This is a genomic window from Butyricicoccus sp. AM32-19 (assembly GCF_003480365.1).
Lineage (GTDB): Bacteria > Bacillota > Clostridia > Oscillospirales > Butyricicoccaceae > Agathobaculum > Agathobaculum butyriciproducens.
In genome coordinates this window covers 1-18,831 of record NZ_QUIX01000014.1, presented here as the reverse complement: position 1 = coordinate 18,831, position 18,831 = coordinate 1, and the positions used below count along the sequence as shown (strand labels likewise).

Genomic DNA, 18,831 nt, shown 5'->3' with positions numbered 1-18,831 from the left:
TATGCAAATAGACCGCATATTTTGTTGTTTTTTTAACAATTTTGTGCTATACTGAATATACAGCCCATAAAATGGGTAATGCGCGCCGGAGCAGTTCCGCTGCACCGGGCCGACAGGAGAGGTGTTTTATGAACAGTATTACAACCCGCGTTTGGATCGCGGGAGCAAGCGGCAGACTGGGTTCCGCGCTTAGTCATCGTTTCGGCGGCAACACAGCATATAAGCTGGTAACCAGCGACCGCGATGTACCGGTTGAGGATGTATCCGTTGTCGGCCGTTTCGCCGATATTAACCATCCGGATGTCATCATTAACTGTGCCGGCCTGACCGACGTGCAGGCCTGCGAGGAGAACCCCGAAGAAGCGTATAAGATCAACGCCATCGGCGCCCGCAATCTGGCGACCGCTGCAAGACGCATCGACGCAAAATTCATTCAGATCTCGACCGATGACGTATTCGGCGGCGACGAGGACAAGGCTTTCTGTGAGTTCGACGATCCCCATCCGACCACGATGTACGGCAAGAGCAAGTACGCCGGTGAAAAGCTCGTGCGCGAACTGACCGACAAGCATGTTATCGTGCGTTCGTCGTGGCTGTACGGCGTCGGCTCGTACGACTTTGTTGACCGCGTGCTCGATACGGCGGCAAAGGAAGGCGCGGTCCATCTGCCGGAGGACGAGATTTCCTCCCCGACCTCGGCGAAAGCGCTCGCCGGCTTTATCGACTGCCTGATGCACAGCCGCGAGTACGGCCTGTTTCACGCATCGTGCGACGGCTCGTGCTCCCGTGCAGAGTACGCCCGCGAAATTCTGCGTCTCGCCGGCAAGGAAAATGTGCCAGTCACCTCGGCCTCCGAGAACACTGCGCTGCGTCCGCGCTTTACGCTGTTGGATAACATGATGCTGCGTATCACTGGTTTGTATCAAATGCCGGACTGGCATGACGCGCTGAGCGAATACATGGCCCACCGGAAGACGGGAGTAAATAAATGAATGAAGTAAAAGAGAAAAAGAAACTCGGTCTGACTACAAAGATCTTCATCTCGCTGATCGCCGGTGCGATTGTCGGCATTGCGCTCAATATGTTTGCAACTGATGTGGATTTTGTGCAGAACGTGCTGGTAAACGGCGTATTTTATGTTGTTGGTCAGGGCTTTATCCGCCTGATGCAGATGCTGGTCGTACCGCTGGTATTCTGCTCGCTGATCTGCGGCGCCACCGCCATCGGCGACAGTAAAACGCTCGGCAAGGTCGGCGTAAAGATCATCGGCTTCTACATTTTCACCACGATGATGGCGGTTGCCGTTGCACTCGGTATCGGTCTTCTGATCAAGCCGGGTATGGGTCTGGATATGTCGCAGATCCAGACCGCCGAAGTCGCCGCTTCTTCGGATTCGGTCAGCTTTGCGGAAACCCTGCTGAACATCATCCCGAAAAACCCGATCGGTGCGCTCGCCAACGGCGAAATGCTGCAGGTTATCGTGTTTGCACTGATCGTCGGCGTTATCCTCGCCAAGCTGCAGGATAAGACCCAGCTGGTAACGAACTTCTTCCAGCAGGGCAACGATATTATGATGGAAATGACCATGATGGTCATGGGTCTGGCTCCCATTGGTGTATTCTGCCTGATCTCTAAGACCTTTGCCGGTCTCGGTTTCTCCGCCATGGTGCCAATGTTCAAGTACATGGGCGCGGTGCTGCTGGCGCTGTTCATCCAGTGCTGCGGCATATACCAGATTCTGCTGGCGCTGCTTACGAGACTCAATCCGCTGCGTTTCCTCAAGAAATTCGCTCCGGTTATGGGCTTTGCGTTCTCGACCGCAACCTCTAACGCCACTATCCCGATGAATATCGACACGCTGGAGGAAAAAATCGGCGTCAACCGCCGTATTTCGTCCTTCACCATCCCGCTCGGCGCGACCATCAACATGGATGGTACGTCCATCATGCAGGGCGTTGCCGTTGTATTCGTTGCACAGGCGTTCGGCATCCAGCTGACCCCTGCGGATTATCTGACCGTCATTGCGACCGCAACGCTCGCCTCCATCGGTACCGCAGGCGTGCCGTCGGTTGGTCTGGTTACGTTGGCAATGGTATTCGATTCGGTCGGTCTGCCGGTTGCCGGAATCGGTCTGATCATGGGTATCGACCGTATCCTCGATATGGCGCGTACTGCCGTTAATATCACCGGCGACGCTGTCTGCACCACGATCGTGGCGCATCAGGACGGCGCACTGAACAAGTCTGTATTTAATAAAAATTAAATCAAACTAACAGAAAAACCCCGTATTTCGTAAGAAATACGGGGTTTTTCTGGTGCCGCCAGCCGGAATCGAACCGGCACGGGTTTAACTCCGGGGGATTTTAAGTCCCCTGCGTCTACCAGTTCCGCCATGGCGGCGTGTAAATATTATACCAGAATGGATTCGGTCTGTCAAACATGTGCGCCGCCGGTTTGAGGATTTTTCAATCCCGCCTCTGCTGCTTTCCTGTTGCGTCCTTCCGGAAAAAGCTATACAATAAATATAACAGTTCTCCTGTACAGAAACGCGCATACGGTACGCGTTCCATGCGTTCCGGCTATGCATTTGACGTACCAATTCGATGTCAGAGAAAAAATTTTTGAAACATGCGGAACAAACCATACGGAACAAACGTCTAAGCTAATATATGGTAATGGCCCCACCGCAGCAGCGGCCGTGCTGTCGATGGCATTCGTTATTGTCATATACAGGATAGAGAGTATAAGCATTAACAGTGAAAAGGAGGAAAAAATATGAAACGGTTTCAGAAGGCGTTACTCGGTGTTGTGGTGAGCGGTGCATTGCTGTTCTCGGCGCAGGCGGCGGAACTGTCCAGTTCGGCACAGGATACGCTGCAATCGGCTATGACTAAGGTTCAGCAGGAGATCAAGGATTACGGTCAGTTGAAAACACTCGGCTTTACCGGTGAAAACTGTGAAATTATCCTCTCGAACCTCAACGCGAAACAGTATTTGGTTAACCTAACAGCTGACAGCACACACAAGTATGGTATTCTGGACAAAACGACCGGCAAGCTGGTTGTTCCTGTGGAGTACGATTATTACATTGCGCTTGACGGCACGGAAACACTGGTTAGCCAGTACGACGCTGATCATCACCCCAGCTACTGGTTCGCCGATGAAACCGGCAAACTGACGCCGATGAAGCTGCCGTCCGGTTATGAGCTTGCGACGTATGAGCCAAACAGCAATGTGTTCGTGCTCTTCAAAAACGCGAAAAAGCCGGTATATGACCCGTATTCCGGCGATGGTCCGGCTACGCTGATTGAAGATGTCACCTTCTTTGCTCTGGCCGACAGAGACATGAACATCATCCTCGATGACATCGACATGGTACCGGATTGGTACGCCGATTTCTTCATCGCAAAGACCGGCAGCACAAAGTGGGAACGTGTTGGCAAGGCAGGCGCGGACGGCAACGGCACCTGCGGTCTGTTTGACCCGAAAACCGGAAAATTTGTCGGCAAGCATGATTTTAACCAGATTTTCTGGTACGATCAGCACTTTATCGGCACACGCAGCAGAGGCACAAAATCTTATCTGCTGGATGGCAAGGGCGGCGAAACCCTGCTGCCCGCAAACGTCAAGGAGTACAGCAGCTGGGCCAAGACCGAAGTAGCTGCCGCAGAAGAGCACGGTCTCATCGAGTCGTTCTCCTATCCCAAGCTGGACATTACCCGCGAAAACTTCACCATGCTGGCGATGAACCTGTACAACAAGATCTATCCCAACAAGGAGATTCCGGCTCCGGAAACCAAGTTCGCCGACTGCAGTGACGACCCGAACGTGAACAATGCCGCCGCACTCGGCATTGTCACCGGCTACGAGGACGGCACCTTCCGTCCGTACAAGACCATCTCCCGCCAGGAGGCGGCCACCATGCTCGACCGCCTGTACGCAGCACTCGGCGGCCAGACCGAGTTGATCGCCGACCCTGCCTACGCCGATGATGCACAGCTTGGGGACTGGGCACGCGGCAGCGTTTACGCCATGCGCCAGACCGGCATCATGCAGGGCAAGGAAAATAATCGGTTCTGCCCAACCGACGGCTACACCGCAGAGCAGTCCATTGTGACCATCGAGCGCATGTATCAAATCATCAAATAACCAGCCATACAAAAAAGGACTTCGTTTTGACGAAGTCCTTTTGCTTACTCATAACGTCCCATGAAAATCTCGGTTACGATGCCGTTTTCGATGGTGACACGCAGCAGGTCCACCATCGTTTCGTCCCGTGCGTCCGGCGAGCCGTACAGATCGAGGAACCGTGCTTCGCTGTCTCCGACACGCAGTCCGCGCACGGTTTTGTGCCGCCAGAACAGCCACCGGCGGGTCAGTGGAATTTCATCCGGTGCCTCGGTGATGATAACGCGGTTGCGGCTCTTATCCCACCGTATCTGCGGAATGTGGCTGTCCCACAGGTACGAAAACGGCGTGTACAATACGCCATTCCGTTCCACACCGGAGACAGCGGTCTCAGCACCGTGCAGTGTGTAGGTTTTGCCGTCTGTCGTACCGCCAAGGCGCTCAACGATCTCTTTCAGCGGCACATACGGCTCGTTTTTGTACAGAATAACCGGATTCTCCAGCGTAATCGGCTCTCCGTTCTGCAGAGCTTCCCTGCTGCCGATTTCTATGCTGAGCGACGTGTTCGTCCGCTCCAGATAGCCGATTCGCCAGACCGCCAGTCCAATCGCAAGCACAAGCGCCAGCAGCGGCAGCCAGTATTTTTTCACAATACGCATGATTTTCCTCCCTGATTACGCCTTCTGCGTCATGCGCAGCATAATGACGAGCGTCTGCTCGATGGTGCAGCCATCCTTCGGGCAGAATTTGCTACCGCTCTTGCCCTGCAGGATGCCGCCCTGCTGCATCGGTAAACCGAATTCTTCGTCCAAAGGCCGATACTGCGTTGTCGGCATAGATTTTCGCAGAATTTTCGCTCGAAACCGTGCCGTACAGCACGTTGTACAGTCGATGCAGAATCACTGTTGCCTCCTGATGCGAAAGCTCGCGCGTCAGCTGAAACGTGCCATTCTCGCAGCCGGTGACGATGCCGAGCGATGCGATATCTGCATCGGCATACAGCCGCACAGCACGAGCGCGGACAGCATAACCATTCGTTTTTTCATGCTCCCTATCCCCTTGCCAAATGAATTTATATACAATATATAGTATATAACCATTCTGCCCCTGTCAACTGTGACACGAAAATAAGTTTTTTGAGAGAACTTTGTCTCACTTCCCCCGTCTAACGGTTATAGTAAGTGAAGAACCTCACAGGCAGGAGGTATTTTTATGAAAAACGGCGTTATTTGTGTGCAGCCGCGCTGATCGCGGGCAGCATGACGGCGGGAGTCGGTGCTGCAAGCGATAAACCAAACGCCGATGATACCCAGCTTGGCGATTGGGCACGCAGCAGCGTGTATGCGATGCGCGAGATCGGCATTATGCCAGGCAAGGAGAATAACCGATTCCGTCCTAAGGATGGGTATACGCAGGAGCAGGCTGTTGTAACGGTGGAACGGGCGGTTTCAGGCTGTGAAGCAATATTAAAATTATTTTTTTCTGTTGATTTTTCGGTACATATTCCGCCGCAGATATCCAGTTTGTGGATGTTTGCGGCGGTTTTGTTTTTGTGAAATTGTTGCATACACCGTCTATTTTCCGGCATTTTCAGGTGTTTAAAGTCTTTTTGCGATTTTCCCGCGAATCTCAAAAAGGTTCTTGCACTGGTACTGGCGTTTGCTTGCGCATTCACCATGTTTGCTGGTGCAGCGTTCACGGATTCGGCTGACATTAAGGTTGACACCGAAGTTGTGGACACTCTGGTATCGCTGGGCGTAGTTAACGGCTACGACGATGGCTCTTTCAAGCCGAACGGTACCGTAACCCGTGCGGAGATGGCGAAGATGATCTACGTTCTGCGCACCGGTAATTCTGACGCTTCTGCGTACAACGACGACAAGACTTCTTTCACCGACATTGGCTCCCACTGGGCTCGCGGCTACATCAAGTACTGCCAGTCCCTGGGCATTATCGCTGGTAAGTCTGCTACCAAGTTCTGCCCGAACGACAAGGTAACCGCTCAGGAAGCTGCTAAGATGCTGCTCGTAACCCTCGGTTACGACGCTACCAAGGCTGGTCTGACCGGTGCTAACTGGGCATCCAAGACCAACGCACTGGCTGACGAGAACGGCCTGCTGGAGGACGTTAACACTTCCTTCACTTCCGCTTGCCCGCGTCAGTACGCTGCACAGCTGATCTACAACGCAATCTTTGCTCCGACTGTTGTATGGCGCGATGACGCTTACACCAACAAGACCCTGATCGGCGACGAAGATCTGCCGACTGTTGGCGAGAAGTTCATGGGCCTGAAGAACCCGAAGGGCATCCTGACTTCCGTTAAGTACGACGACAACGACAAGACCTACACCACCGTTATTGATCGTGTTGGTGCTGATGATCTGTCCTTCGACGCTACCGCTGATTACTCTGCACTGATGGGTCAGCAGGTTAAGGCGCTGTACAAGGAAGGCAAGAACGGCGACGACGACACCCTGTACGGTATCTATGCTACCGACAAGAACAAGACCGTTACCACTCTGGTTGACGACATCGACGCGTACGACGGCGGCTTCAAGGTAAACGGCAAGGAATACGACTTTGCTGCTACCGTAAAGTTCGTTGCTCCGAACGGTAAGAAACTGGATCGTGTTACCAAGTATAGCGATCTGGCAGCTTACCACACTGTAACCTTCGTTGATAACAACAACGACAAGAAGTACGAGTACGCTGTATGCGACCCGTTCACCGTTGCTAAGGTTGATTCCCTGACTGCTAAGAAGGCTTACTTCGTAGACACTCTGGATGATTCCGCTACTTCTGTTGACCGCGACGATCTCGACGCTTACGACAAGATTGCTGAGGACGACTACGTTATCCTGACCAACAAGGATTACTCCGTTTCCGGCAACACTGTTGCTGTAAAGGCTGACGAGGTTTCCGGCAAGGTTGCAGGCACCAAGGCTGACGGCTCCATCAAGGTTGACGGCAACTGGTACAAGAAGGCTGACGCTGACGTTGACGCTCCGGATTCTGGCGACACCCTGAAGTACGCTGTTGTTAAGAACGGCTTCTACTTCGATAGCGACTGCAAGAACGGTTCTACCGATAAGCTGGCTCTGGTACTGAAGGCTGCTGATGCTTCCGACTTCGACGGCGACTACTTCGACGCTAAGCTGCTCCTGTCCGATGGTACTACCAAGACCACCAAGGCATATGTCAAGGGCAGAGATCGTAACAATAAGGTAACGAAGACGCAGCCGCTTCCCGGCACTCTGTACACCTACACCACCAACAACACCGGTTATGTTCTGGAAAAAATCGCTAACGGCGATGATATCGGCATGGATACCGCTGCTATCACTGGCGCAACCTACGATCCGGTTTCCAACAAGGTAACCAAGGGTGGTTCTTCTACTCGTCTGGCTGCTGACGCCAAGGTATTCGTAAAGTACGAAACCAACAAGGGTAAGGTTGTTACCGGTGCAGCTGCTGACAAGTGGGCTTCTGTTGTTGGTAACTATACTGTAACCGTAGCTTACACCGACACTACCGTTAAGGTAATGGTTGTTGATCAGAATACTTCCTCTAATCCGAGCATTAGCGACGATTCCCTGTACGGCGTAATTCTGTCCGAGCCTTACAAGGACAAGAACGCAGACGATGAGGATATCGTTGTTATCGACAAGTTCCTGACCGAGAACGGCATTGTAACCAATCTGAAGATCGATACCGATGAGTTCGCTATGTCCGATCTGAAGAAGAACATGCTGGTAAGCTACCAGATGGACGGCGAAGACTATGTTAAGTTTGACACCGTTGCTGATGGTGCAACCGCTGCTGTAGGCGCAATCACCGATGTTGATGGCGATTATGTAACTGTTCTGACTACTGCCGGCACTAAGGTAGAGCTGAAGGTTGATAAGGACGACAGCCACATCCTGTATGTTGATACCGACGCAGAGGACGCAGCTTCCGGTTCCATCAAGAAGGCAACCAAGAAGGACGCTGATAACTACTACGCAAACATCATGGTTATCTACAAGACTGTTGCTGAGAACGACGAGTCTCGCATCATCTGGGGTGCAGCAATCGATTCTGCAAACCAGCTGCAGGACGCTGACGGCAACGATGTTCTCGTAACCATCCGCTAATTGTTAATTGAACTGTATATAGTTTGTTAGCAGTAACAAAACCCCCGAGGAAAATCTCCTCGGGGGTTTTCCCATTTTCACACAAAAACCGCAAACGCGTACTTATACCCGCTCAGATTGAGGGCGCAGTTGCGGCTATTGAGCAGCTGAAAGCCGTCGGCGGTGACGCCGAGACCGACGCTATCGCCGTACATCAGCGGCACGTCCTCCGAGGCGAGGCCGCCGTAAATGGCGCTGCTGTAACCGGTGTAGCAGCCGTCGCGGAACACGAGCACGGCCTTTGGGTGATACCCCAGTGTGATAGTACGTTTTTCGGTTCCATCGCCGGTATAAGTGCCGAAATGGCACGCAGTTTTAACCGTAAGCGTGGTTTTGACGGTGTTCATGTCGGTTTGCATGGCGCTGTCCGCCTCGGTGCGCGCGTTGGTTTCAGACTCGGCGGCGTGCTCGATCGCGGTAAGGCGGTTGCGCACGTCCTGCGCCAGCTTGTCACCGTCCACACAGCCGCTCGGCAGCTTGCCAACCGACGCGTCACGCACCTGCTTCTGCACGTTTTCGATTGCGTCCTGAACGGTCTGCGCCGGCACGCCCGCGCTCGCGGTGTAACCCAGTTTGGCCGCCGCCGAGAACTCGCCCAGCGCATCGCACAGCCGGTTCAGCGCCTGCCGTAGCTCCTCCGGCGACGAGTCGAAGTACGTTTTCAGCTCCGCCGCCTGCATGTTCGGCTGGTCGGGCAGGTCCGCCAAACGCTTCGTGAACGTGCCCTGTCGATACGATTCAAATCCCATAATGAAATACCTCCTGTCCGGCGTTTCGCCGTTTGTTTGAGGTATAGAATAGCCGATTTTTCCGAAATTGCAAGAAAAACTTTTGGATTTTTGCGAATTTTTTCGGGGAAAGGGAAAACCCCCGAGGAATTCCTCGGGGGTTTTCTTTTTGCAATTACGCCGAAGCAGAATTACGAATTAAGCAACAGCGAAGGTTACGTTAGTATTTGCAACAACGTAAACCAGAGCGTTTACAGTTGCGCCAGCAGCAACCGGGATAGTAGTGGAATCATTGCTATCAGCAGTCTTTGCATTGGTCAGAGTAATCGTCTGAGAAGTAGCCGTGGTGTTGGTGTACTTAACAGTCAGAACTTCGTTAGCTACAACGTAGTCGCCAGCCTCAACAGCATCGCCATTGCGATCCTCTACGGTTACGCCAGTTGCGATAGAAGCAACCTTAGCAGCATAGGTGTTCTTGATGACGTTAGCGTCAACAACGATCATCTCGATGTCATTGCCGTCCAGCAGGTACAGTGCGTTCGGAACGTACTTGGTAGCAGAGCCAACAGTGTAATCGTCAGCCTCGAACAGCTCGGTGCCGGTCAGACCAATATCCTTGGTGTCCTCAGAAGAGTTTACATTCAGGATAACGGTATCCTTGGTCAGGTCGTACTCGTTAGCGCCGTCGATAGCAACCTTGCTGGAGGTAGAGCCGCTTACGCCGCCAACCTTCAGAGTGGTGCCGGCTACAGCCAGAGAGTAACGGGTTACGTCCTTGATCTCCGGCAGCTCGCCTTCCTTGGTCTCGATTGCGCTGTAGCCGATTACGTCGCCCTTCAGACGAGCGTCCTTGTGGGTTTCGGTGGAGTTGTAGGTAACTTCCTCACGAACCTCTACGGTCTCAGTGCCGATCCATACCTTGTATACGGAGTAGTCGCCGTCCTTGTATGCGTCCTTAACAATGTAGCCGTAGTTGTCGTTGGTGTCGAAGTTGTTCGGCAGGTTAGTGCCGGTAGCCATCTTAACTGCAACGTAGGTAGCCTTGGTCATACCGTTTACCTTGGAGGTGTAACCAACAGCGGTGCCTACCAGTGCGCCAGAACCAACCTTCATAGTCTTCAACTGCTTGCCGGTGATCTTCTTAGCGTCGGTTTCGTTGGCGCTGTATACGAATACAACAGCATTATCATCGATCGCATTGGTGCCAAACTTTTCGACGCTGTGAGTGGTGTCGGCTGCGGTAGTGCCGTCCGCCTGATTCAGAACAGCAGAAGAAACGTAGGTGTAGTCAACATTGCCGGTCGGCGTCACAAACTTGTACTTGCCTTCCTTAACGGTGTACTCGTACAGAGTGCCTGCGGTCGGGTTAGTACCGTCAACATCAACGGTCTTAACAGTGCCGTCAGCAAACATTACGCGAACCTGCTTGAAGGAGCCGGTATCAACAACCAGAGCCATATCCGGCTCGCCGGAACCAGTGCCAGTGATCTTCTTAGCGTCGAATGCAACGCCGTTTGCTACGAACAGCTGAACAGTGTTGCCGGAAGAGATGCCGCTCATCAGAGTAGCAGTAGCTTCGGAAGTCTTGTACCAGTTGCTTGCTACGCGAACTTCGTGAGACTTAACGCCATTGTAAGCGCCTTCAACAATGTCAGCCTTGGTGATGTCGTTGTTGTCGTTGAACAGATTCGGAACAACTACAGCGTAGTCGTCCTTCTTCAGGCCGTCAACGATGTTGTCGTCAGCGAACTTGTAGGTCTTGCCGCCAGCAACGATGGAAGCAGAAGAAACAGAGGTAACCTTGCCTACGGTCGGCTTAACTACAACTGCGGTGTCGAACTTGCCAGCGTCAGCAGCGTCAGAGAAGGTTACAACAGAACCGGTGTACTGGTAAGCGGACTTGAAATCAGAAGCGGTCATCTGACCCTTGTTAGCGCCGTTCTCATAAACGGTAACCTTGTCGCCGTTCAGAGAGTACTTGGTGCCGTCGATCTTGATCTTAGCGCCATCGGTACCAACGTCAGCAGTGTTAGCGGTTACAACAGAGTCATCCAGGGTGTAAACGCCCAGAACCTTGTCGTTCTTGCCGGTCATAACCTTAACGCGCTGATACATCATGTCGGACAGATCCTCAGAGAAGTCAAGGGTCTTCGGACCAGCCGGAGTAGACAGGCTGTTGTTGTTGATCTTCTTGATAGTGTTAATGATCATATGATCCTTGGAAGTGCCCCACTTGCCGGTAGCAGTCAGGGTAGCTTCGTAGGTGGTCAGATCGAGGTACTTCTCGCCAACGGTCTCACGGTTGCCACCGCGGTCGGTGTACCAGTCAAAGCCGTTTGCATCGGTGGACCATACAACACGGTCTGCATTCAGGGTGTTGTAGATGATCTGTGCAGCGTACTGACGCGGCAGAGCGGAGTACAGGTCTGCATTAACATCGTCCAGCAGCTTGTTCTCGGAAGCCAGACCGATGGTCTTCTGATCCCAGCCTGCGCCGGTCAGACCGCACTTAGCCGGCTGGTAACCCATGGTTACGAGCAGCATCTTGGCAGCCTCAACACCAGTTACGGTTGCGTCCGGAACGAACTTGGTAGCGGACTTACCAGCGATGATGTTGTTAGCCTGGCAGTACTTGATGTAGCCAGCAGCCCAGTGAGAGCCGATATCAGTGAAAGAAGTGGTAGCAGACTTGTAGGAATCTGCATTGGTGCTGCCCGTACGAGCAACATAGATCATTTTTGCCATCTGCGCACGAGTTACAGTACCGTTCGGCTGGAAGGAACCGTCTTCGAAACCTTCGATTACGCCCAGCGATACCAGAGTGTCCACTACGTCAGACTTAACCTTAATGTCGGCCTGATCCGTGAACGCTGCACCAGCAAACATGGTGAATGCGCAAGCAAACGCCAGTACCAGTGCAAGAACCTTTTTGAGATTCGCGCCGGAGTCGCGATTACCCGAAAAACGCGGGTGAAATTTCAAAAAATCCATCTAATATGTAACATTTCAAAGAAACGCTTTCTTCAAACGGGTTACATTTTATGGATACAACCTGTCCGCCAATCCCAATCGCAAACAAGCATCTATATTATATAAGGTATAACCCGCGTTGTACAGAGCCGGTTTGCGATCTGGCCCAAAGCCAGGCGGCAGCGTAATATTACAAGTAATGTTACACTCATGTTACGGATTGCGAACTTCGCTTGACCCATTGGTTTGACTATGGTAATATACTTAACGACGAGTGAGAACTCGTACAAAAAATTTTAAGGAGGAAAACCCCTATGAAGAATCTCAAAAAGGTTCTTGCACTGGTACTGGCGTTTGCTTGCGCATTCACCATGTTTGCTGGTGCAGCGTTCACGGATTCGGCTGACATTAAGGTCGACGCTGATGTAGTGGACACTCTGGTATCGCTGGGTATTGTAGAGGGCTTTGAAGATGGCTCTTTCCAGCCGAACGGTACTGTAACCCGTGCGCAGATGGCAAAGATGATTTACGTTCTGCGTACCGGCAACTCTGACGCTTCCGCCTATAACGACGAGAAGTCCTCTTTTACCGACATTAACGGCCACTGGGCACGCGGCTACATCAAGTACTGCCAGTCCCTCGGTATCATTGCTGGTAAGAGCAACACCAAGTTCGTTCCGAACGAAAAGGTAAGCGCTCAGGAAGCTGCTAAGATGCTGCTCGTAACCCTGGGTTACAACGCTCAGAAGGCTGGTCTGGTAGGTACCGGCTGGGCATCCAAGACCAACGCACTGGCTGATGAGGCTGGTCTGCTGGAGGATGTAAACACTTCCTTTACCGCTGCTTGCCCGCGTCAGTACGCTGCACAGCTGATCTACAATGCAATCGACGCTAAGACCGTTGTACTGCGTGACGGTGAGTACACCGACGAAACCGCTATGGGCGTTGCTAACAAGACCATTGGCGAGAAGTACATGGGCCTGAAGAAGACCGTTGGTACTCTGTCCTCTTTCTCTAAGACTTCTGGCAAGGACACCTATGAGATGTCTCTTACCGATATCAATGAGAACGATTCTTCTACCAAGTACGAAACTTCCTTCACCAAGGTCGAGAAGGATTACGCTTCTCTGAAGTATAAGACCGTTAAGGTTCTGTACAAGGCAAAGGATGACGTTTACGGCGTATTCGCTACCGACGACAACACTTCTACCACCGGCGTTCTGGCTGACCTGAAGATGGACAGCGACAAGAAGGTTAAGCTGGACGGCACTAAGTACGATCTGGCTTCTACTACCACCGTTTACGTTGATGGCGTTAAGGTAACTACCGATGGCGAAAAGACCATCAAGGATTGGGTTACCAAGTATGGCGACGGCGGTTCTAACAAGTTCGCTAAGCCGTACCTGAAGGGTACCAAGGTTGAGCTGCTGGCTACCGACGGTTCTTCTGATTACTCCATCCTGAACGTTACCACCTATGAAATCGGTAAGGTTTCCTATGTTGGTTCCGATTACATCAATGTAACTACCAAGGGTGGCGTTGCTACCCAGTCTGTTAAGCGTTCTGACGATGACTTCAACTATCCGTCTGACATTAAGAAGGACGACTATGTTGTAGTTACCAAGGAAGGCAACTATGCAGACAAGAAGGGCCTGATTGAGAAGGCTACTGTTGTTGAGGGCAAGGTTCAGTCCACCAAGGGCGATAATAAGGTTCAGATCAACGACAACTGGTATACTATGGCTTCTGATGATGTAACTGCACCGAAGCTGAATGCACGCGTAATGCTGGTAGTAGTAAACGGCTACGCATACTACGTTGATACCGTAACTGTTGGTACTGACGATATCGCTCTGCTGGTTGACGCTGGCGCAAACAGCGGTGTTTCCTCTAAGAAGGAAGCTCGCCTGATCTTCGCTGACGGCACCGATAAGATCGTTGAGATCAAGAAGTACTGGGAGGATGACTCCACCAAGGGTGAGGTTATTCAGGCTGGTACTGATTACCTGAAGACCCCGATTCTCGTTACCTACGACGTATCCAAGGATGTTTACACCCTGACCAAGGTTGATGCAGACGATACCGCAGGCTACGATACCTATGTAACCGTTACTGGCGACAGCGTTAAGGTTGACGGCAGCGTAACCGGTACTATCGCTTCCAGCGATGGCGCTAAGAATCTCAGCAAGCTGTATTTCGAGTCCACTGGTATCGTATTCGTACGTTACGATGCAGGCGTTGACAACGACGACCCGAGCTTCAAGGTTGTAACCGGTAAGACCGCTTCCAACTACGACAAGTCTCTGAAGGGTGCACTGGCTGTTGCTAACAAGAGCAGCAACACCTACTATGCTCAGGTTGCAATGATCGACTTTGGTACTGCTAAGACCGGCGGCAGCTCTGACGACAACTATCTGGTAGCTCTGGACGATTCTTACACTTCTAAGATCGACGGCACTACCTACACCATGGTTAAGGCTTGGAACGGTTCTGAAGAGAAGGTATATAAGTCTGAGGATTCCGTAACCCTGTCTGCTGGCGATGTATTCAAGTACACCGAGGACGGCGAGGACGCAATCTCCATCGAGGAGCTGAAGTCTCAGAAGTCCGCATATGTTTCTGCATATGACGAAGGCACTGGCGACATCACCCTGATGGATAGCAGCAAGAATAAGATTTCGAGCACTGCTTCCGTATGCTACGACAAGGTTGACAGCAAGGATACCGTAGTATTCTATGTAAACTCTGACGATGGCGTAGGCGTTGCAAACGGCGAAATCCGTCTGGCTGACTACTACGATGATAATCAGGCTGAGGATCACGTAAACGTTCGCGTTTACTCCGAGGATGATGATCAGATCACTGTTCTGGTTGTTGATGTAAACAACAATTACACCCAGTGGTAATCACCCGTTTAGCTTAGGCTGAATACAAAACCCCCGAGGAAACTTCCTCGGGGGTTTTCCCATTTTCACGCAAAAACGGCAAACGAGTACTTATATCCGCTCAAATTGAGGGCGCAGTTGCGGCTATTGAGCAGCTGAAAGCCGTCGGCGGTGACGCCGAGGCCGACGCTATCGCCGTACATGAGCGGCACGTCCTCGGACGCCAAACCGCCGTAAATGGCGCTGCTGTAACCGGTGTAGCAGCCCTCGCGGAACACGAGCACGGCCTTGGGATGATACCCAAGCGTGATGGTACGTTTTTCGGTTCCATCGCCGGTATAAGTGCCAAAATGGCACGCAGTTTTAACCGTAAGCGTGGTTTTGACGGTGTTCATGTCACTTTGTAGGTCGGTGTCCGCCGCGGTGCGCGCGTTGGTTTCGGACTCGGCGGCGTGCTCAATCGCGGTCAGGCGGTTGCGCACGTCCTGCGCCAGCTTGTCGCCGTCCACGCAGCCGCTCGGCAGCTTGCCCACCGACGCATCACGCACCTGCTTCTGCACGTTTTCGATCGCGTCCTGAACGGTCTGCGCCGGCACGCCCGCACTCGCGGTGTAGCCCAGTTTAGCCGCCGCTGAGAACTCGCCCAGCGCGTCGCACAGCCGGTTCAGCGCCTGCCGCAGCTCCTCCGGCGACGAGTCGAAGTACGTTTTCAGCTCCGCCGCCTGCATGTTCGGCTGGTCAGGCAGATCCGCTAAACGCTTCGTGAACGCGCCCTGTCGATACGATTCAAATCCCATAAATATACCTCCTGTTCGGCGTTTCGCCGTTTGTTTGAGGTATAGAATAGCCGATTTTTCCGAAATTGCAAGAAAAACTTTTGGATTTTTGCGAATTTTTTCGGGGAAAGGGAAAACCCCCGAGGAAAATTTCCTCGGGGGTTTAGTTATGCCTTCAAATCAGCAAAACTGATTAGGAATGCATGTAGTTGTTAACGTCAACAACGATCAGGTTGATGTAATCGTCGCCAGCCTCAGAGTAAACAATTACGTTGTTCTCTACGGTGCCGTCTGCATTTACATCCTCAGCAACGTCGATGTCGAACGCACCAACGCCTACCTTATCGTCGGAGTTGACGTACAGGATAGTGGTTTCGCCAGCCTTGATCTTGTTCTTCGTGCTCAGGTCGCAGCGGCTATTATCAAAGGTGATAGCGCCGGTGCCTTCGTCGTAAGAAGTGATCTTGGTCAGTGCATAGTACTCGCCGTTCACGCCGGTGGTGGTCTTGTTGTCCAGACGAGTCAGGTCAACAGTGCCATCGGAGTTGTTGGAGTACTCAAACGCGGTACGCTTGGTGATACCGGTGTTGGTATCCTCAGACTTGAAAGTAACTTCCTTGGTGCCGTCCCAAGCCTTGATGAAGGTGTACTTGGTACCATCGATAGTCTGCTCGTACGGATCGTCCAGAGCGTAAGCATAGTTGCTGTTAGAAGCGCCCGGCAGCTTGGTGTCCATAGTAACAACAGCTACCTGTGCGTATGCGTTGCCGGAAGTCAGCTCGCCCAGAGCCTCAACAGACTTCAGAGTGGTCTTGCTCCAGTTAGCAACGTCCTTACCGGTAACTACCTTGTAGTCATCGGTCTTGTACTTAACGAATACAACAGCATCGCTCTTGAAGAACAGCTTGCTATTAGTGTCATTTTTCTGGCCAGCCAGAGTTACATTACCCTTGATGTTGCCGTCAACATCCTGAGAAGCAGCGGTAGCATAGATATCGTAACCATTGCGAGCGGTGCCGGAAACCTTCTTCAGAGTGTACTTGCCCTTGGATACCTCATAGGTAGCCAGCTTCGGAGAACCGAAAGTTACCGGAGTATTATTGTAGCCGTACTCGGAATCAGAATCCAACTCAACAGTCTTGCGGGAACCGTCAGAGAACATCAGGTCAGCAACCTTGGAGTTGCCAAGACCATTGGAAGAACCGGTTTCGATAACCATTACCATGTCAGCAGTGCCTGCGGTAACAGTGTCAACGAACTGAACAAAGCCGTTAACCAGAACAAGCTTTACAGTTGCGTTAGAGGACGGCCAGTCTTCGATAACATTGGTAGTGCCAGCCTTGTAGTCAGCGGTGTACCACTTGCCATCGATCATTACCTGATCGTTGCCCTTAGTACCAGTAACCTTGCCTTCAACAGTCTCAGCCTTGGTGATCAGGCCCTTGTCATCAGCATAGTTGCCCTTGGAGGAGATTACAGCGTAGTCATCCTTTTTGATGTCGGACGGATAGTTGTAGTCATCATCCTTGCGAGCGCCGCCTGCATTGATGTAGTCGGTGCCAACGTAGGTAACCTTCTTAACGGTGTAAGTGGTCACCTTCAGAATGTTGATCTTGCTGCTGTCAGTGTTAGAGATAGCCTGAACAGAAGAAGCCTTGCCGATGTTATCGCCTTCGGAGTGAGTAGCAACCCACTCATCGATGGTAGCAGCAGTAGTAAAGGTAGTGTTCTTGGTGGTGCTGAAGTCAGCAGCAACCAGTGCGCTGTTCGTGCCAGTGCCAGTAGCCTTACGGTATACCTGCGCACCGTCAACGTATACGATAGAACCGGATGCGATGGAGTACTTGGTGCCATTGATCTTCAGCTTGTTGCTATCCATCTTAACGTTATCCATTACGTTGGAAACAACAGTGTTGTCATCGGTCATGGAGTAAACGCCAAATACGTTGTCCTTGTCCTTGTACAGAACCTTAACCTTCTGATACTTCAGAGCGGAGTAGTCCTTGGTAACCTTAGTGAAAGCATCCAACTTCTTGCCAGTGCTCTCAGTCGTGTTGATGGTTACGTTCAGAGAGTAAGTGTTCTTATCGGTATCCTTGGTTACATCGTTCAGAATACCAACGGTCTTGTTCAGACCCATGTACTTCTCGCCAATGGTCTTGTTCTCGCTGCCATTGTAGTTGTACTTGGTGTAAGCGTCATCACGCCATGCAACAGTTACAGCATCAATAGCATTGTAGATCAGCTGTGCAGCGTACTGACGCGGGCAAGCTGCGGTGAAGGAAGTGTTTACGTCCTCCAGCAGACCAGCCTCATCAGCCAGTGCGTTGGTCTTTGCAGCCCAGCCTGCACCTACCAGACCTGCCTTGGTTGCATCGTAACCCAGAGTTACCAGCAGCATCTTAGCTGCTTCCTGAGCGGTTACCTTGTCGTTCGGGCAGAACTTGGTGTTGCTCTTACCAGCAATGATGCCCAGGGACTGGCAGTACTTGATGTAGCCACGAGCCCAGTGGGAACCAATGTCAGTGAAAGAGGTCTTGTCATCGTTGTACGCAGAAGCGTCAGAGTTACCGGTACGCAGAACGTAGATCATCTTCGCCATCTGCGCACGAGTTACAGTACCGTTCGGCTGGAAGGAGCCGTCTTCGAAACCTTCGATAACGCCCAGCGATACCAGAGTGTCCACTACATCAGACTTAACCTTGATGTCGGCCTGATCCGTGAACGCTGCACCAGCGAACATGGTGAATGCACAAGCAAACGCCAGTACCAGTGCAAGAACCTTTTTGAAGTTACAAGGAAAATCTCAAAATATACACTTAGATTAGGAATCTGCAGGATATCCGATGTTTTATGAACTTTTTTATGTTGTGCATGCCTTAGAAAAAGATACAATAAATGGATATTTCCCATTCTAAGCACAGACAGATGGATGATATAATTCGTAAAATTTATAATCTGATTTTTGTTCAATCTGCCAAAAATAAGTTTTGAAACAGATGTCCTAAAAATGCTTGCAGTATCCATATAATGGTATTCAGGAAGAGGTGCATAAAGTTTAAAATAGTTCAATAAATCCACGAATATATTCCGAATTCACGAGTTATACCATAGTTTCGAGATTTTTGCGGGAATCTCAAAAAGGTTCTTGCACTGGTACTGGCGTTTGCTT

The 18,831-nt window shown here is 51.6% G+C and carries 12 protein-coding genes and 1 tRNA gene; 6 read left to right on the top strand and 7 right to left on the bottom strand.

The genetic code is table 11. From position 1 onward, the window contains the following. Window positions 1-128 precede the first annotated feature (128 nt). On the top strand, window positions 129-992 hold the full coding sequence (gene rfbD / locus DW806_RS11175) for a dTDP-4-dehydrorhamnose reductase (RefSeq protein WP_118730006.1): 864 nt from the start codon (window positions 129-131) through the stop codon (window positions 990-992). Further along, on the top strand, window positions 989-2,263 hold the full coding sequence (locus tag DW806_RS11170) for a dicarboxylate/amino acid:cation symporter (RefSeq protein WP_118730005.1): 1,275 nt from the start codon (window positions 989-991) through the stop codon (window positions 2,261-2,263). Before rfbD ends, DW806_RS11170 begins: the two co-directional genes overlap by 4 nt. 50 nt (window positions 2,264-2,313) lie before the next feature. Here the strand turns inward: DW806_RS11170 and DW806_RS11165 are convergent. Continuing rightward, window positions 2,314-2,400 (bottom strand) — tRNA-Leu (locus DW806_RS11165). Window positions 2,401-2,775: 375 nt separating this feature from the next. Here DW806_RS11165 and DW806_RS11155 point away from each other — a divergent pair. Then, window positions 2,776-4,149: an S-layer homology domain-containing protein gene (locus DW806_RS11155; RefSeq protein ID WP_118730003.1), complete on the top strand. Its 1,374-nt coding sequence runs from the start codon at window positions 2,776-2,778 to the stop codon at window positions 4,147-4,149. Window positions 4,150-4,193: 44 nt separating this feature from the next. Here the strand turns inward: DW806_RS11155 and DW806_RS11150 are convergent, their stop codons facing one another. Beyond that, entirely contained in the window at window positions 4,194-4,787 is a 594-nt protein-coding gene (locus tag DW806_RS11150) for a stalk domain-containing protein (RefSeq protein ID WP_118730002.1), read from the bottom strand. A 15-nt stretch (window positions 4,788-4,802) separates the two neighbouring features. Further along, on the bottom strand, window positions 4,803-4,940 hold the full coding sequence (locus tag DW806_RS15235) for a hypothetical protein (protein ID WP_158578358.1): 138 nt from the start codon (window positions 4,938-4,940) through the stop codon (window positions 4,803-4,805). A 369-nt stretch (window positions 4,941-5,309) separates the two neighbouring features. On the opposite strand from DW806_RS15235, the gene DW806_RS11145 reads away from it, so the two are divergent. Next, the gene (locus tag DW806_RS11145) at window positions 5,310-5,684 is read left to right on the top strand and encodes an S-layer homology domain-containing protein (RefSeq protein WP_147358100.1); all 375 of its coding nucleotides are present in this window, start codon (window positions 5,310-5,312) and stop codon (window positions 5,682-5,684) included. Window positions 5,685-5,804: 120 nt separating this feature from the next. Beyond that, a complete protein-coding gene (locus DW806_RS11140; protein ID WP_118730000.1) occupies window positions 5,805-8,261 on the top strand; it encodes an S-layer homology domain-containing protein in 2,457 nt (818 codons plus the stop codon). 77 nt (window positions 8,262-8,338) lie between these two features. Here DW806_RS11140 and DW806_RS11135 read toward each other — a convergent pair whose 3' ends face one another. Both DW806_RS11135 and DW806_RS11130 read right to left on the bottom strand, forming a co-directional pair. After that, the gene (locus DW806_RS11135) at window positions 8,339-9,049 is read right to left on the bottom strand and encodes a hypothetical protein (RefSeq protein WP_118729999.1); all 711 of its coding nucleotides are present in this window, start codon (window positions 9,047-9,049) and stop codon (window positions 8,339-8,341) included. Between the two features lie 177 nt (window positions 9,050-9,226). Then, the gene (locus DW806_RS11130) at window positions 9,227-12,010 is read right to left on the bottom strand and encodes an S-layer homology domain-containing protein (RefSeq protein ID WP_158578357.1); all 2,784 of its coding nucleotides are present in this window, start codon (window positions 12,008-12,010) and stop codon (window positions 9,227-9,229) included. Window positions 12,011-12,312: 302 nt separating this feature from the next. On the opposite strand from DW806_RS11130, the gene DW806_RS11125 reads away from it, so the two are divergent. Next, window positions 12,313-14,904 carry an S-layer homology domain-containing protein gene (locus DW806_RS11125; protein WP_118729997.1) on the top strand — a complete coding sequence of 864 codons (2,592 nt, stop codon included), beginning with the start codon at window positions 12,313-12,315 and terminating at the stop codon, window positions 14,902-14,904. Window positions 14,905-14,969: 65 nt separating this feature from the next. Here the strand turns inward: DW806_RS11125 and DW806_RS11120 are convergent, their stop codons facing one another. Continuing rightward, window positions 14,970-15,680, bottom strand: coding sequence for a hypothetical protein (locus DW806_RS11120; protein WP_117492407.1), 711 nt, complete (start codon window positions 15,678-15,680; stop codon window positions 14,970-14,972). 172 nt (window positions 15,681-15,852) lie between these two features. Next, window positions 15,853-18,402: an S-layer homology domain-containing protein gene (locus DW806_RS11115; RefSeq protein ID WP_118729996.1), complete on the bottom strand. Its 2,550-nt coding sequence runs from the start codon at window positions 18,400-18,402 to the stop codon at window positions 15,853-15,855. Window positions 18,403-18,831 lie beyond the last annotated feature (429 nt).

Coding starts and splice junctions, on each gene's coding strand:
- rfbD (WP_118730006.1), top strand. CDS start 129: ATGAACAGTATTACAACCCGCGTTTGGATCGCGGGAGCAAGCGGCAGA.
- DW806_RS11170 (WP_118730005.1), top strand. CDS start 989: ATGAATGAAGTAAAAGAGAAAAAGAAACTCGGTCTGACTACAAAGATC.
- DW806_RS11155 (WP_118730003.1), top strand. CDS start 2,776: ATGAAACGGTTTCAGAAGGCGTTACTCGGTGTTGTGGTGAGCGGTGCA.
- DW806_RS11150 (WP_118730002.1), bottom strand. CDS start 4,787: ATGCGTATTGTGAAAAAATACTGGCTGCCGCTGCTGGCGCTTGTGCTT.
- DW806_RS11140 (WP_118730000.1), top strand. CDS start 5,805: ATGTTTGCTGGTGCAGCGTTCACGGATTCGGCTGACATTAAGGTTGAC.
- DW806_RS11135 (WP_118729999.1), bottom strand. CDS start 9,049: ATGGGATTTGAATCGTATCGACAGGGCACGTTCACGAAGCGTTTGGCG.
- DW806_RS11125 (WP_118729997.1), top strand. CDS start 12,313: ATGAAGAATCTCAAAAAGGTTCTTGCACTGGTACTGGCGTTTGCTTGC.
- DW806_RS11120 (WP_117492407.1), bottom strand. CDS start 15,680: ATGGGATTTGAATCGTATCGACAGGGCGCGTTCACGAAGCGTTTAGCG.
- DW806_RS11115 (WP_118729996.1), bottom strand. CDS start 18,402: ATGTTCGCTGGTGCAGCGTTCACGGATCAGGCCGACATCAAGGTTAAG.